At 67.0% G+C, this 14670-nt stretch carries 15 protein-coding genes and 1 riboswitch; of the genes, 2 read left to right on the top strand and 13 right to left on the bottom strand.

The window, feature by feature from the left end; all coding sequences use genetic code 11:
• The first annotated feature begins 112 nt into the window (after positions 1–112).
• A complete protein-coding gene (locus AC1RVW_RS00205) occupies positions 113–1705 on the top strand; it encodes a serine hydrolase domain-containing protein (RefSeq protein WP_493197262.1) in 1593 nt (530 codons plus the stop codon).
• A gap of 16 nt (positions 1706–1721) precedes the next feature.
• On the opposite strand, the gene AC1RVW_RS00200 is transcribed toward AC1RVW_RS00205, so the two are convergent.
• The 3 genes from AC1RVW_RS00200 to AC1RVW_RS00190 all read right to left on the bottom strand — a co-directional run bounded on the left by AC1RVW_RS00200 (position 1722) and on the right by AC1RVW_RS00190 (position 4044).
• Positions 1722–1925, bottom strand: coding sequence for a hypothetical protein (locus tag AC1RVW_RS00200; RefSeq protein WP_081269463.1), 204 nt, complete (start codon positions 1923–1925; stop codon positions 1722–1724).
• A 174-nt stretch (positions 1926–2099) separates the two neighbouring features.
• On the bottom strand, positions 2100–2669 hold the full coding sequence (mntP, locus tag AC1RVW_RS00195; RefSeq protein ID WP_409195521.1) for a manganese efflux pump MntP: 570 nt from the start codon (positions 2667–2669) through the stop codon (positions 2100–2102).
• 14 nt (positions 2670–2683) lie between these two features.
• Positions 2684–2854, bottom strand: a riboswitch (yybP-ykoY riboswitch).
• Between the two features lie 284 nt (positions 2855–3138).
• On the bottom strand, positions 3139–4044 hold the full coding sequence (locus AC1RVW_RS00190) for a LysR substrate-binding domain-containing protein (protein ID WP_493197259.1): 906 nt from the start codon (positions 4042–4044) through the stop codon (positions 3139–3141).
• 133 nt (positions 4045–4177) lie between these two features.
• Between AC1RVW_RS00190 and AC1RVW_RS00185 the strand changes: the two genes are divergently transcribed.
• Positions 4178–4849, top strand: a complete 672-nt coding sequence (locus AC1RVW_RS00185) for an FMN-dependent NADH-azoreductase (protein WP_493197257.1) — start codon at positions 4178–4180, stop codon at positions 4847–4849.
• Positions 4850–4883: 34 nt separating this feature from the next.
• On the opposite strand, the gene AC1RVW_RS00180 is transcribed toward AC1RVW_RS00185, so the two are convergent.
• From AC1RVW_RS00180 to AC1RVW_RS00135, 10 genes are all read right to left on the bottom strand, one after another.
• Positions 4884–5789: an SDR family oxidoreductase gene (locus AC1RVW_RS00180; RefSeq protein WP_493197255.1), complete on the bottom strand. Its 906-nt coding sequence runs from the start codon at positions 5787–5789 to the stop codon at positions 4884–4886.
• A 101-nt stretch (positions 5790–5890) separates the two neighbouring features.
• On the bottom strand, positions 5891–6829 hold the full coding sequence (locus AC1RVW_RS00175; protein WP_106934428.1) for a glutathione S-transferase family protein: 939 nt from the start codon (positions 6827–6829) through the stop codon (positions 5891–5893).
• A 50-nt stretch (positions 6830–6879) separates the two neighbouring features.
• Positions 6880–8520: an isovaleryl-CoA dehydrogenase gene (locus AC1RVW_RS00170; RefSeq protein WP_493197253.1), complete on the bottom strand. Its 1641-nt coding sequence runs from the start codon at positions 8518–8520 to the stop codon at positions 6880–6882.
• Positions 8521–8551: 31 nt separating this feature from the next.
• Positions 8552–9568 (bottom strand): NADP-dependent oxidoreductase, encoded by a 1017-nt coding sequence (locus tag AC1RVW_RS00165; RefSeq protein WP_081269456.1) that lies wholly within the window; start codon positions 9566–9568, stop codon positions 8552–8554.
• A gap of 29 nt (positions 9569–9597) precedes the next feature.
• Positions 9598–10062, bottom strand: a complete 465-nt coding sequence (locus AC1RVW_RS00160; protein ID WP_106934426.1) for a PaaI family thioesterase — start codon at positions 10060–10062, stop codon at positions 9598–9600.
• Positions 10063–10071: 9 nt separating this feature from the next.
• Positions 10072–10869, bottom strand: a complete 798-nt coding sequence (locus tag AC1RVW_RS00155; RefSeq protein ID WP_081269454.1) for an SDR family oxidoreductase — start codon at positions 10867–10869, stop codon at positions 10072–10074.
• A 29-nt stretch (positions 10870–10898) separates the two neighbouring features.
• A complete protein-coding gene (locus AC1RVW_RS00150; RefSeq protein ID WP_081269453.1) occupies positions 10899–11201 on the bottom strand; it encodes a Dabb family protein in 303 nt (100 codons plus the stop codon).
• A 15-nt stretch (positions 11202–11216) separates the two neighbouring features.
• Positions 11217–11468: a hypothetical protein gene (locus tag AC1RVW_RS00145; protein WP_081269452.1), complete on the bottom strand. Its 252-nt coding sequence runs from the start codon at positions 11466–11468 to the stop codon at positions 11217–11219.
• A complete protein-coding gene (locus AC1RVW_RS00140) occupies positions 11468–13321 on the bottom strand; it encodes an acyl-CoA dehydrogenase (protein ID WP_493197250.1) in 1854 nt (617 codons plus the stop codon). The genes AC1RVW_RS00145 and AC1RVW_RS00140 overlap by 1 nt, the downstream gene beginning before the upstream one ends.
• 170 nt (positions 13322–13491) lie before the next feature.
• The gene (locus AC1RVW_RS00135) at positions 13492–14667 is read right to left on the bottom strand and encodes an acetyl-CoA C-acyltransferase (RefSeq protein ID WP_081269450.1); all 1176 of its coding nucleotides are present in this window, start codon (positions 14665–14667) and stop codon (positions 13492–13494) included.
• Positions 14668–14670 lie beyond the last annotated feature (3 nt).

The raw sequence follows: 14670 nt of genomic DNA, 5'->3' as shown, positions 1-14670 counted from the left end.
ATTCAGGCATCGGGCCAGGCTCCTTGGCAAGCCGAGGTAATGCCGAACATGGATTTGCCATCCGCCCCACTCTAGGGCAGACTTTCCTGTAACAAAAATGTGAGGAGAGCCAATGAAGAGGACCGCCCGCATCTCCGGCGCCATGGCGACTGGCGCTTTTTTCCTGCTTGCGCTGACCTCGTGCGGGGGCGGCGGTGGTGGAGGTGGAGGCGGAGGCGGCGGAATCGGGCTCATCGGATCGGCACCCGCCGCAGGCACGAGCAACCCCACGGGCACGGCGCCCGAATTGCCGGCACCCGCAGCGCTCATCGCCCGGGCCCGGGCCTACGAACTGGACACTCCCTACGTGCCGCCGCCGGGCGATCCGCTGGAGCACAACACCTCCGGGTATGCCAAGGCGATGTGCTCCGCCGTGTTCATCACCGGCCTCGACCCTAACCTGGCGGCGGAGAGCGTGGGCTACTTCACCGGCCCCTATGACCAGCGGCGCAAGGTCGGCAGGCCGGTGGTCGACCGCGACAAGAAAGAGGTGCGCATCGCCATTCCCAACGGCCCGACGCTGGTGGCCCGCTACTACGGCTCGCAAGGTTGCATCACGCTGCCACCCGGCAAGGACGATGTCTACTTCACGCCGGTGACCGTCACCAGCACACTGCCCGATCCGGGCACCCAGCCCTGGCCCATGGGCAACGCCCTGAGTGACGCAGCGCCGGAGGCCGGGCTGGACAGGACGAAGATCAACCAGGCGCTCGACGCGGCCTTCGAGCTGCCGGAGGCCTACACGGCAGGCTTCGTGGTCACGCACAAGGGGCAGATCATCGGCGAACGCTACATGCCGGGCATCACGGCGACGACGCCACTCGAGTCGTGGTCGATGGGAAAGAGCGTCACGGCCACCCTGCTCGGCATGCTGATCAAGCAGGGCGAATACCGGCTCGACCAACCCGCCCCGATCCCGGAATGGCAGTCCGCGGGGGACAAGCGCCAGGAGATCCGGATCGCCGACATCCTTCACATGTCGAGCGGACTGCGCATCAAGGCTCCGGACGACCCGGACTTCGATCCCAACGGGACCTACACCGACCACAAATACTTCTACACGGGGCGCATCAACGCGTTCAACTACGCAGCCACCCGCCCCCAGCAATGGCCGCCAAACACCATCGGCCGCTATCGCAACACCGATCCGGTGCTGGCCAACTACCTGATCCGACTTGCAGTGGAGAAGCGCGGCGAGCAGTACCTCTCTTTTCCGCAAAGAGCCTTGTTCGACAAGATCGGCATTCGCACGATGACACTGGAGACCGACCCCTACGGAAACTTCCTGGCACAGGGCTACGACTACATGTCGGCGCGCGACTGGGCGCGCCTGGGCAATCTGTACCTGCAGGATGGGGTATGGAACGGCGAGCGCCTCCTGCCCGAGGGGTTCGTCAAGTTCGTGAGTACCGTCGCCTCGACGTGGGCGGCCGACAAGCGCCCCATCTATGGCGGCTTCTTCTGGATCAACGGCACGGGCGCCTGGCCGGTTCCGACCTCTGCCTATTACATGCTCGGTGCGGGCGGCCAGTTGGTGTTCATCATTCCTTCGCACGACCTCGTTGTCGTTCGGCTCGGCTTTGACAAGGGAGAGGCGGCATCGACAACCAGCCTGCGGAAAGCCCTGTCGCTGCTGATGCAGGGCGTATCGGCGTCGCAGCGATAGCGAGGCAGGCAGCCCTTCAACGCTCGGGCTTGCTCAGGAGCGTCGGAACCACATACCCGTCGCGGTACACGCCTTCGATGCTCCCCTCCACCCGATCGGTCGAATGCGCTGCCACGAACTTCCCTTCCGCTTGCCGGTAGACGACGATGGTGCAGGACGAGCGCTTGCTGAGAATGCGGGCAACGCCTGTGGCCTGGCGAAGGGTGGGGTACGTCTCCATGGAGATCCTTGTCTAATTCCCCGGATCGTAGTCTTAAGGTACTCAGGATTCGCTCGGGGCTTGTCCTGAGCAGCTCGGACGCGTGATCCGAAATGGCCGGAATTCGTGATTTATTCACATTTTCACGCAATACCTCCGTCGTGTGTTTACATCGGTATCAACCGATGCCCGGCGTCAGGCCAGCCCGTTCAGATGCTCATAGAGGATGAAGAACCCGATGCCGATCAGCAGCACGCCGCCGACGATCTCGGCGCGCTTGCCGACGACGGCGCCCAGCACGCGCCCCACCATTACGCCAAGCGTCACCATGGTCAGCGTGGCGAGGCCGATGGCGAGCGCGGTCCAGGCGATGTTGACGTTGATGAAGGCCAGCCCGACACCCACGGCCATCGCGTCGATGCTGGTCGCGAAACCGGTGATGGCCAGGGTCCAGAAGGAGTTGCGGCTGGGCTTGTCGTCCACCGCGTCGGGCGTGCCGCAGCCCTCCCAGATCATTCGCAGGCCCAGCACGCTGAGCAGCGTGACTGCGATCCAGTGGTCCCACCGTTCGACGTAACTGGCGGCGGCCAGGCCTGCAGCCCAGCCGATGACGGGGGTTATCGCCTCGATGACGCCGAAGATGACACCCGTGCGCAAGGCTTCGCGCCAGGAGGGTTTGCGCAGTGCTGCGCCCTTGCCTACGGCAGCGGCGAAAGCATCCGTCGACATGGCGAATGCAAGAAGGATCGTGGAGGCAATGTTCATTTTGGAAGTAGCAAGCAAGGCCGGTTCAAGACGCCGCGGCGCACGAACCCGCCGGCCAAAGCCGCGTCCATGCACCGCTGGTCTCGCCAACCTTTCGGCTGCTCACGCCACGGTCGCAAAGTGCGAACCGAGTATGTTGACGTGAACGCTTCCGAAGTCCGGAAGCCGGCTACTCCCCAAGGGAGCGGCGATTCTAATCGCCTGCCTCGAAAGGGCTCCGCGACAGCGCCTGCGCCGGGCGTAGGGCTTTGCGGCTTGCAACGCGGTGAGCTCTTGTTCGCTCGGGTATGCCGCTTTAAGCGCCGCATAAGTTTCGGCCGAAACAATCACCGCCGGTAGCCCACTCTTTCCTCCCTCCTCCAGGGCTACCCTTCAACCCGCTCAGGCGGGTTTTTCTTTGGCTGGCCCAGCCATGCTGTGTGCATTCTTCCGAGGTGCGCCCGCCATGTGTCGCGTTTTGTGCTTTTCCTCATGCCCCGCTTCCATCCAGCGGCTGCAGCCCCTTCACCCAGTCGAATACCGCCGCCACGGCGGGCTCCGATCGCCGCGCCTCGGGGCTCACCAGATGGAACGGCAGCCCCGGCAGTTCGGGGCCGAAGGGCTTCACCAGGTTGCCTGCGCGCAGTTCGTCCGCGATCAGCGCCAAGCTCATCAGCGCCACGCCCTGGCCCTGCAGCGCGGCCGACACGGTGTGCGTCTCGTCCGAGAACACCGGGCCCGCAGATACGTCGAGGCCGGCCACCTGCGCCTCCTGCTGCCATTCCGTCCACGTGCCCGGCTGGCTCCTGCTGCCGGGCAGCGCGAAGTGCAGCAGCGTGTGCCGCACCAGGTCGCTCCGCTTCTTCAGCTTGAGCGCAGGGCTGCACGCTGGCGCAAACACGTTGTCGAACAGCTTCTCGGCCACCATGCCTGGCCACTGGCCGCGTCCGTAGCGGATGGCGATGTCGGCGGTAACGCCGTCGAGCGCCACCGCCTCGTGCGATGCGTGGATGCGCAGGTCCAGCTTCGGATGCAGCGCACGCAAGGCGCCGACCCTCGGCAGCAGCCAGCGGGCCGCAACGGCCGGCGTGGCCGACAGCGTGATGGCCTGCCGCTGCGGCGGTGCCCGCAGCCGTGCCACTGCGTTGGCCATTGCAATGAACGATTCGCTCAGCACCGCCTGCAGTTCGCGCCCCTGCGGCGTGAGCACCAGTTGCCTCGGTTGACGGATGAAGAGCGCGACGCCGAGCAAGTCTTCCAGTTGGCGCACCTGATGGCTGATGGCGGTCGGCGTGACCGACAACTCGCTGGCTGCGAGCTTGGCGCTGGAATGCCGCGCTGCCGCCTCGAAGGCACGCAGCGACGCCAGCGGCGGGAGTTGGCGCAGGTTGCTCATGGATGAATTTATTTTTCAGCAGCGCAAAGAAATCATCGTTTGTTGGGCCTCGGATGCTTGGATAGATTGAGAACCCTGTCAAGCCGACAGCTGAACCAACTTCATCCCACCAGGCAACAACGAGGACCCGACCATGACCACCCTGCTCCACATCGACGCCAGCGCCCGCCCCGGCTTTTCTGGCACGCATGCGCACGGCTCGCACTCGCGCCGGCTCAGCCGGCATTTCGTATCGGCCTGGCGCGCGGCACGGCCACACGATGAGGTGATCTACCGCGACATCGGCGCCACGCCGCCGGGCCACGTCACCGGCGAATGGATCGCCGCGGGCTACACCCCGGCCGCCGAGCGCGAGCCGTGGATGCATGCAGTACTCGCGGAAAGCGACACGCTGATCGCCGAAGTGCGCCGCGCCGATCTGCTCGTGATCGGCGTGCCGATGTACAACTTTGGAATGCCGGCGCCGCTGAAGTCGTGGATCGACAACATCGTGCGCATCGGCGCCACCTTCGACTTCGACCGCAGCCGCGACAACCCCTACGTGCCGCTGCTGGCCGAACGCCGTCGCCGCACTGTGCTGCTCACATCATGCGGCAGCAGCGGCTACGGACCAGGCGGGTTCCAGGCGGGAATGGACTTCCTGACGCCCGGCATCACAGCCCCGCTGGCGCTGCTGGGGCTCACCGAAACGCACAGCGTGGGTATGGAGCACGCCGAAGACCACGGCGACCTGCTCGACCGGTCGATCGCCGCCGCGATCGCCCGCATCGAGACGCTGGCGGGCGAGCTGCAGGCGGCGGCCTGAAGAGGCCTGAAGAGGCCAGAAGAGACGTGAAGAATCAGGCCGAGCGCAGTTGCTCGCGCAGCTTCTGCCCGATTTCCGGGCGTTCGAGGAACGGGTCGGCCGGGTTCGTCACCGACACGATGTTCTCCATGCGGCTGCGCACGTTGCCCAGCGCCTTCGGATGGCTGAACACGTAGAACTGGTTGTCGCTGATGGCCTCGAAAACCTTGGCCGCCACTTCGGCCGCCGTGATCTTGCCGCTGCTCACCGCCTTGTTGCTCATGGCCTGGCCGATGAGCTGGCTCTTGGTGAGTTCGCTGTCCTTCGGCGCGTTGGGGCGGTTGCGTTCGCTGCTCGTGATGCCGGTGGGCACGAAGTACGGGCACAGCAGGCTCGCGCCGATCTGGTCGGTGACCAGGTTCAGGTCCTGGTACATCGTCTCCGTGAGGCTCACGACAGCCGCCTTGGCGGCGTTGTAGATGCCCATGTTGGGCGGCGTGAGCAGGCCGGCCATGCTCGCGGTGTTGGTGATGTGGCCGCGGTAGGACGGGTCCTTGGCGGCGGCCTCGAGCATCATCGGCGTGAACAGGCGCACGCCGTGGATCACGCCCCACAGGTCGACGCCCAGCACCCATTCCCAGTCGGCCACGGTGTTCTCCCACACCAGGCCGCCGGCGCCCACGCCCGCGTTGTTGAACACGAAGTGCGGCGCGCCGAAGCGTTCCTTCACGGCGGCGGCCAGCGCTTCCATCTGCGCCGCGTCGGACACGTCGACCTTGCGCGCCATCACCTGCACGCCGGCGGCTTCCATCTCGGCCTTGGCCTTGTCGAGGGCGTCCTGCTGCACGTCGACCAGCACGAGGTTCATGCCGCGCGCCGCGCCGATGCGCGCGCACTCCAGTCCGAAGCCCGAGCCCGCGCCGGTGATAACGGCGGTCTTGCCCTTGAAGTCCTGAATCATTTGCCGGTGTCCTTCTTTTGTTGAATGTCTCTGACGTCGAAGGCGCTATTGAAATACGGAATGCGCGCGGGCGCAGTCACGAAGGTGCCCGCCAGGCAGGCTCAGGCGTCCGCCTTCTTCAGCACGTAGCCGATGCGCGGAAAGTGCACGTGCACCGTTCCCACCCGCTCGCCGGTGCGCTCCAGCGTGTAGTGCGTGCGCGTGGCCGCGACCAGCGTGCCGGGCGTCTCTTCGAGGCCGAAGCTCTCGGCGCGGATGGTCACGGCGCTGCCCAGCGGAATGCCGTGGTCGTCCTGGAAGGTGCTGTCGGTCAGCAGCGTGTGCGGCGTGGCGGCCTTGGCCGTGGCAATGGCCTCGTCGCTCGTGAACTTCTCCGGCGCACCGTGGCCGATGGCGGCCATGCGGTCCATCCAGTCGACCACCGCGGGCGTGAGGTCGAGGATGGTTCGCACCGACTCGACGCGGCGCGTGTACCAGAGCGGGTGGTAGGCCGAGAAGTCGGCAATGCTGGGCACTTCGCCCAGCAGGAACGGCTTGTCGTCGAGCATGTCCGACAGCCGGCGCAGGTACGACTTGTAGGCGCTGGTGGCATCGGCCGGGCGCAGGCGGGTCATGTTGCCGGCGCTCATCTTGCCGCGGTCTTCGCCGAAGGCCTTGGCGGCCTCGGGCGGCGCCTTGGCGAACACTTCTGCCGCGCCCCTGGGCTGCAGGTTCCAGGCCATCGCGGCCCAGAACAGCGTGGTGTCGGCCCACTGCGCGAGGATGCGCGACAGGCCTTTCTCCGGCTCGGGGTAGAGCGTGGGCTCGGGCTGCAGATGTTCGAGCACGTCGGCGATGAGCGCGCTGTCGCAGTACATGTCGGCGCCGATCTGCAGGAACGGCGTCTTGCGGTAGCCGCCGGTGAGCGTTTCCACGTCGGGCTTGGGCATGATCGGCGGGATGAAGACCGACTTCCACGGCAGCTTCTTCGCGCCGAGTATCAGCCGCACCTTTTCCGAGAACGGCGAGGTGGTGTAGTGATGGAGGATCAGGTCGGCCATGGGTTGTTTCCTGTGGGTTGCTTGGTCGTTGCAGTGGGCCCGGCGCGCGCTCAGCGGGGCTGCGCGCGCTGGATGATCGAATCGAAATCGGTGCCGGCGCCGAGCGTGCCGAAGGCGTTGCCCCAGTCGCCGCCGAGGCGCGATGCGCAGAAGGCACCGGCCACCGCCGCCGGTGCGGTCTGCGCGAGCAGCGATGCCTGCACGGCCAACGCCACGTCCTGGGCCAGGCGGCGCGCCTCTGCTTCGGAAGCCATCGCCTCGATGCGTGCGGGCAGCGCATCGGCAAGACGGTCGAGCGCCGCGTGCTGGCCGCGCGCGGGCGCCAGTTCCTTCGTCAGCGCGGCAATCGCGTCGCCCTTGCGCAGGCCGCGCAGCAGGTCGAGCGCCATGATGTTGCCTGCGCCTTCCCAAATGGAGTTGAGCGGCATCTCGCGGTAGATGCGGGCCATGATGCCTTCGCCGCCCTCTTCCACATAGCCGTTGCCGCCGAGGCATTCCATGGCCTCCTGCGCGAAGTAGCTGCCGCGCTTGCAGATCCAGAACTTGGCGACGGGCGTGAGCAGGCGGGCCATCAGGCGCTCGTGCTCGTCGTCCTGGCGATCGAAGGCTCTCGCGAGGCGAATGGCCAGCGCCGTGGCGGCTTCGCTTTCGAGAGCGAGGTCGGCCAGCACGTTCTTCATGAGCGGCTGGTCGATCAGGGGCTTGCCGAAGGCGTTGCGCTGCGTCGCATGGTTGAGCGCGATGCCCAGCGACTGGCGCATCAGGCCGCTGGTGCCCAGCGCGCAGTCGAGCCGGGTCATCGTGCCCATCTCGAGGATCTGCGGAATGCCGCGCCCCTCCTCGCCCACCAGCCAGGCGCTGGCGCCCTGGAACTCGACCTCGGAACTGGCGTTGGCCTTGTTGCCCAGCTTGTCCTTCAGGCGCTGGATCTGGATGGCGTTGCGCGTGCCGTCGGGCAGCACGCGCGGCAGGAAGAAGCAGCTGAGCCCGGCCGGTGCCTGCGCCAGCACCAGGAAGGCATCGCACATCGGCGCCGAGAAGAACCACTTGTGGCCGGTGATGGCGTAGCGCTCGCCCCAGGCATCGCTGCCGTCGCGCACGGCCCGGGTGGTGTTGGCCCGCACGTCGGAGCCGCCCTGCTTCTCGGTCATGCCCATGCCCATGGTCACGCCGGGCTTGTCGCTGAAGCGCTTGAGCGCCGGGTCGTACCGGAGGCTGCCGAGCTTCGGTCCCCAGTCGGCGTACACGCCGGCATTGCCGCGCAGCGCGGGCGTGACGGCGTAGGTCATGGAGATGGGGCAGAGAATCGACGGCTCCAGCTCGGTGAAGAGCATGAAGCCGGCCGCGCGCAGCACATGCGGCGACGCCGAGGTGCCGCTCCACGGCGTGCCGTGCAGCCCCGCGCCCACGGCGGCGCTCATCAGCGCGTGATAGCTCGGATGGAACTCCACCTCGTCGATGCGCCGCCCGAAGCGGTCATGCGTGTGCAGCTCGGGCGTGTGGATGTTGGCCAGCCGCGCATGCGCCTGCATGCCGGCCGAGCCGAGGGTCGCGCCCAGTTCGTGCAGCTGCGTGGTCTGCAGCGCGGGCGCGTTGAGCTTCAGCGCATCGCGTAGCGGCCGGTTGGTGTCGAAGAGGTTGTAGTCCACCAGCGGCGTGGGCTGGTTGAAGACCTCGTGCGTGGTGTCCATGACCGGCCTCCTTGCCGTGCGTTCAGCTCATTCAGATCAGCTTGACGAGTTGCTTGCCGAAGTTCTTGCCCTTGAGCAGGCCCAGGAACGCTTCGGGCGCCGATTCGATGCCTTGCGCAATCGACTCGCGCGGCTTGAGCTTGCCCGTGCCCACCAGCGTGCCCAGTTCCGTGAGCGCCTCGGGCCACACTTCCATGTGTTCGCTGACGATGAAGCCTTCGATCTTCATGCGGTTGATGAGGATCAGCGCCGGGTTCGCGAGCGGCAGCGGCTGGCCGTCGTAGCCAGCGATCATTCCGCACAGCGCCACGCGGGCGAAGGCGTTGGCGCGCAGCAGTACCGCGTCGAAGATGTAGCCGCCGACGTTCTCGAAGTAGCCGTCGATGCCGTTCGGGCAGGCTTCCTTCAGTGCCGCGCTCATCGACTTGACGTCGGGGTGCTGGCGGTAGTCGATGCAAGCGTCGAAGCCCAGCTCGTCGGTCACGTACTTGCACTTGTCGGGGCCGCCGGCAATGCCGACCACGCGGCAGCCGCGCGCCTTGGCCAGCGCGCCGAAGGCACTGCCCACGGCGCCGCTGGCGGCGGTGATGACCACGGTTTCACCGGCCTTGGGCGCGATGATCTTCACCAGCCCGTACCAGGCCGTGACGCCCGGCATGCCGACCGCGCCCAGGTAGTGCGACAGCGGCACATGCGTGGTGTCGACCTTCTTCAGCGCGCCGGGCTGCGAGGCGTCGACCACGCTGTACTCCTGCCAGCCGCCGAAGCCGACCACCTTGTCGCCCACGGCGTACTTGGGGTGCTTGCTCTCGACCACTTCGCCGACGGTGCCGCCCTGCATCGTCTGCCCCAGCGGCTGCGGCTGCGCGTAGCTCTTGGAGTCGTTCATGCGCCCGCGCATGTACGGGTCCAGGCTCATGTAGTGGTGGCGCACCAGCACCTGGTTGTCCTTGAGCGCCGGGGTTTCCGCGGTCACGAGCTTGAAGTTGCTCGCCACGGCCTCGCCGTCGGGCCGGTTGTCGAGGTGGATCTGCTTGTTGGTGGGCATGTGTATCTCCGGTGTGGGGTGTGTGTCTGTCAGTCGGTCGATGGCGGGCGCATCGCGTTGGCGCTCGCGGGGCCGGTCGGCAGGCGGCGCTTCACGTACTTGAAGGTGCCGGTGGCGTGGGCGCACACGCGCTCCTGCTCGTCGTAGATCTTGGCTTCCGTGAAAGCCAGCGTCGCCGTGCGGTGAATGAGCGTGCCGCGCGCACGCAGCGGCCCCACGGAAGGCTGCATGAAGCTGGTCTTCATCTCGATGGTGACCACGCCGGTCTCGGGCGACACGCTGCGCGCGGCCGCGGCCATGGCGATGTCCAGCAGCGTCATGCAGGCGCCGCCGTGGGTCACGTCGAAGGTGTTCAGGTGCTCCGGCTTGGCGGTGTAGGCGATCTCGGACTCGCCGCCCTCGAACTTCGTGAGCTCGAAGCCGAGGTGGCGCGCAAAGGGAATCTGGCTCGTGTACGAGCGGATGTTGATGTCGTCGGATTCTGGAATTGTCATTTCGGTTTTTCAGGCGGCACCGAGCACCACGCTCACGCCGCCGTCCACCGCCAGCCACTGGCCGGTGATGTGCTTGCCGGCATCGCTCGCGTACAGCAGCGTCAGGCCCTTGAGGTCTTCGTCGTCGCCCAGGCGGCCCAGCGGGGCCTGCGCGGCCATCTTTTCCTCGCCCAGCGACTTGATCAGGCCGGCGGCCATCTTCGTCATGAAGAAGCCCGGGCAGATCGCGTTCACGTTGATGTTGTACTTGCCCCATTCGGCGGCCAGCGTGCGCGTGAAGCCGATGACCGCGGTCTTCGAGGTGTTGTAGGCCAGCGTCTGCATCTCGGGCGGGTTGCCGTTCAGGCCGGCGATCGAGGCGATGTTGATGATGCGCCCGGTCTTCTTCGGGATCATGTAGCCGTTGGCGATCTGCTGCGACAGGATGAAGTAGCCGCGCACGTTGAGGTTCATCACCTTGTCCCAGGCCTCGACCGGGTGGTTTTCGGCCGGCGCGCCCCAGCTGGCGCCGGCGTTGTTGATGAGGATGTCGACCGCGCCCATGCGCTGCAGCGTCTCGTCGGCCAGGCGGCGGGTGTCTTCCTCCTTCGAGCAGTCGGCGGCGATCCAGCGTGCGTCGATGCCGGCGGCCTGAAGCTCGGCCGCGGCCTGCTCCAGGTCGTCGGCCTTGCGCGAACTCAGCATGATCTTCGCGCCCGCCTCGCCCAGCGCGTGGGCCATCTGCAGGCCCAGGCCGCGCGAGCCGCCGGTGATGAGTGCGGTCTTGCCGGTGAGGTCGAAGAGTTTCTGGACGGTGCGGGCGGTCATGGGGTTGTCTCCGGGGTTCGGTTTCTGGGTCAGATCTCGTAGTCCATGCACTGGCGGGCTTCGCGCACGGCGCCGATGAATGGCTTCAGGGCCACGTGCTGCGGATGGTCCGCATAGGCCGCGAGCGCGGCGGCGTCGGTGAATTCCGAGTTCAGGATCAGGTCGTAGGTGGCTTCCAGGCCGGGCTGGGCGATGGCCACTTCGAAGCGGTGCGTGCCCGGCGACAGCCTGGCGCAGGCGTCGAGCAGCGCCTTGGCCTTGCGCAGGTTGGTCGCCTTGTCGGCGCCCTCGGCGTGCTCCTTGAACTTCCACATCACGATGTGCTTGAGCATGGCGTCGTCCTCGGGTTACTTGTTGCCCAGCCGCGAGCGCACGTAGATGAGCACGAAGCCCACCAGCGAAACCAGCCCGCCGGGAACGGCGATCGACCAGCCCAGGGCGGCGTCGGTGCGGCCGGTGGAAATGCCCAGGATCACGAGGAACAGGCCGCCGTAGATCAGGATCCAGATCCACTTCTCCAGGCGGGCATGCGGCTTGGGCGGCTTCGGTGCGTTTGCGGGGGTGTTGGGGGTGGAATTCGGCGGATTGTTGATGGCCATCAGAAGGCGTCCTCGGGCAAAGCGGTACAGGTCGGGTCGCGGGTTTCGACCACGTTGAGCCAGGCACCGATTTTCGGCAGCTCGTAGTGGAAGAAATAGTCCGTGGCGCCGATCTTGCCAGCTGTTACCGCCCTGGCCTTTTCACCGTCGTTCTCCAGGGCCCTGCCGGCCACGTCCAGCCAGATCCAGGCCAGCACCGTGTGGCCGAAGGCCTGCATGTAGGGCACCGCGTTGGCCAGCGCGTCCGCCGGGTCGCCGGTGAACCAGGCGGCCTCGGTCGCGCTGCCGATGCGCTGCAGCGCGGCGCCCAGCGCCTTGGCGTGGGCCGCCAGCGCCGGCACCTCGGCGGTGCGGACGATGGTGGCTGTCATGCGGCCGGCCAGCAGCTGCAGGCCGCGGCCCTTTTCCATCAGCACCTTGCGCCCCAGCAGGTCGGCCGCCTGGATGCCATGGGTGCCTTCGTGGATCATGTTCAGGCGGTTGTCGCGCCAGTACTGCTCCACCGGAAAGTCGCGCGTGTAGCCGTAGCCGCCGTGCACCTGGATGGCCAGCGAATTGGCCTCCAGGCACCACTCGCTGGGCCAGCTCTTGGCGATGGGCGTGAGCACTTCCAGCAGCAGGCGCGCGTCGTCCGCGGCCTGGGCGTCGCCGGTCTTCTGCTCGTCGACCAGCCGGGCGCAGTACAGCTCCAGCGCCAGCGCGCCTTCGCAGTACGCCTTCTGCGCCAGCAGCATGCGGCGCACGTCGGCGTGCTCGATGATGCGCACCTGCGGCGCGGCCGAGTCCTTGGCGACCGCGGCGCCTGCGGCCTCTGGCTTCTTGACCAGGCGGCCCTGCGGCCGGGTCTTGGCGTATTCGAGCGAGGCGTGGTAGCCGGCCATGCCGAGCATGGTGGCGGCGGTGCCGACGCCGATGCGCGCCTCGTTCATCATGTGGAACATGCAATGCAGGCCCTTGCCCGGTTCGCCGACCAGGTAGCCCACCGCGCCGGCCTTGCCGTCGACCGGGTACTTGCCCTCGCCGAAGTTCAGCAGCGTGTTGGTGGTGCCGCGCCAGCCCAGCTTGTGGTTCAGGCCCGCCAGCGCCACGTCGTTGCGCTGGCCCGTGAGATTGCCCTGGGTGTCGACCATGCGCTTGGGCACGATGAACAAAGAAATGCCGCGCGTGCCCGGCACCAGCTTGCCGTTCTCGTCGGGAATCTTGGCCAGCACGATGTGCACGATGTTCTCGGTCAGCTCGTGGTCGCCGGCCGAGATCCACATCTTGTTGCCCGTGAGGCGGTAGCGCGGGCCCAGCGGGTCGTCCCGGAAGTCGGCGCCGTCGGGCACGGCGCGCGTGGCCACGTCGCTCAGCGACGAGCCGGCCTGCGGCTCCGACAGGCACATGGTGCCGGCCCAGCGGCCGGAGAACTCGTTCTTGGCGAACACCTCTTTCTGCATCTCGGTGCCGTGCACCATCAGCAGGTTGGCGTTGCCGCTGGTGAGCATGTTCGAGCCGATGCTCACCGAGGCCATCGCGAAGAAGCTGTTGGCGGCGGCCTGCATCGTGTAGGGCAGCTGCATGCCGCCGATGTCGTAGTCCTGCGCGGCGCTCATCATTCCGGAGTCGACGAAGGCCTTGTGCGCGTCGTGCGTGGCCTGCGGCAGGATGACCTTCTCGCCGTCGAAATGCGGCTCCTGCGTATCGACCGTGCGGTTGAACGGCGCGTACTTCTCGCGCGCGATGCGCTCGCAGGTATCCAGCGCCGCGTCGAAGGTCTCGCGCGAGTGGTCGGCAAAGCGTTCGCGCTGGTTGAGCGACTCGGCGTCGAGCCAGTCGTAGAGCAGGAAGTCGAGGGTGGAACGCAGGCTCATGGTCGGATCTTGATGTTGAGACTGCCGACTTCCACCGGCAGCGCTCGTCGGCCGGCGAAGCCCGGCCCATTCGTGGAACACCGCGGAACCGGCTTCGCCGGGCCGCTGGTGTTGCCCCCGCAAGGGGGTTGGCCAAGGCGACACGCAGTGCGCCGCAGCCTGGGGGAGCGTCAGATGATTTCGAACACGCCCGCGGCACCCATGCCGCCGCCGATGCACATCGTGACCACGACCTTCTTGGCGCCGCGGCGCTTGCCTTCGATGAGCGCGTGGCCGGTCAGGCGCTGGCCGCTCACGCCGTAGGGGTGGCCCACGGCGATGGCGCCGCCGTCCACGTTCAGGCGGTCGGCCGGAATGCCGAGCTTGTCGCGGCAGTAGATCACCTGAACCGCGAAGGCTTCGTTCAGCTCCCACAGGTCGATGTCGTTGACCGTCAGGCCCAGGCGCTTGAGCACCTTCGGAATCGCGAAGACGGGGCCGATGCCCATTTCGTCAGGCTCGCAGCCGGCCACGGCGAAGCCGAGGAAACGGCCCATGGGCTTCAGGCCCTTCTGCTCGGCGTATTTCTCGTCGACCACCACGCAGGCGCCGCCGCCGTCGGAGAACTGGCTGGCGTTGCCGGCCGAGATCAGGCCGCCGGGAATGGCCGGGCGGATGCCGCTGATGCCTTCCTTGGTGGTGCCGGGGCGGATGCCTTCGTCGTTCTCGACGGTGACTTCCTTGGTGCGCAGGCCCATCACGGGGTCGGCCACGCCGGCCAGCACGGTGATGGGGGCGATCTCTTCCTTGAAGCGGCCGGCTTCCAGCGCGGCGGTGGCCTTCTGCTGGCTGGCGGCGCCGTATTCGTCCATGGCGTCGCGGCTGATGTTGTAGCGCTTGGCGACCTGCTCGGCCGTCTGCAGCATGTTCCAGTAGATCTCGGGCTTGTGCTTCACGAGCCAGGGGTCGGCCAGCATGTGCTTGTTGGCTTCGTTCTGCACGCACGAGATGCTCTCGACGCCGCCGGCCACATACACCTCGCCTTCGCCCGCGATGATGCGCTGGGCGGCGGTGGCGATGGTCTGCAGGCCCGACGAGCAGAAGCGGTTGATGGTCATGCCCGACGTGGTGATCGGCAGGCCGGCGCGCAGCGCGATCTGGCGCGCGATGTTGGAGCCGGTCGCGCCTTCGGGCGTGGCGCAGCCCATGATGACGTCGTCCACCGAGGCGGGGTCGATGCCGGCGCGCTGCACCGCGTGCTGGACCGCATGGCCGCCCAGGGTGGCGCCGTGCGTCATGTTGAAGGCACCCTTCCAGCTCTTCGCGAGCGGCGTGCGGGCGGTGGAAACAATGACGGCGCTGGTCATGGT

It is taken from the genome of Variovorax sp. MPBD4-3 (assembly GCF_058809745.1).
The sequence above is the reverse complement of the archived record's forward strand: the minus strand, read 5'-3'. Positions and strand labels throughout refer to the sequence as shown.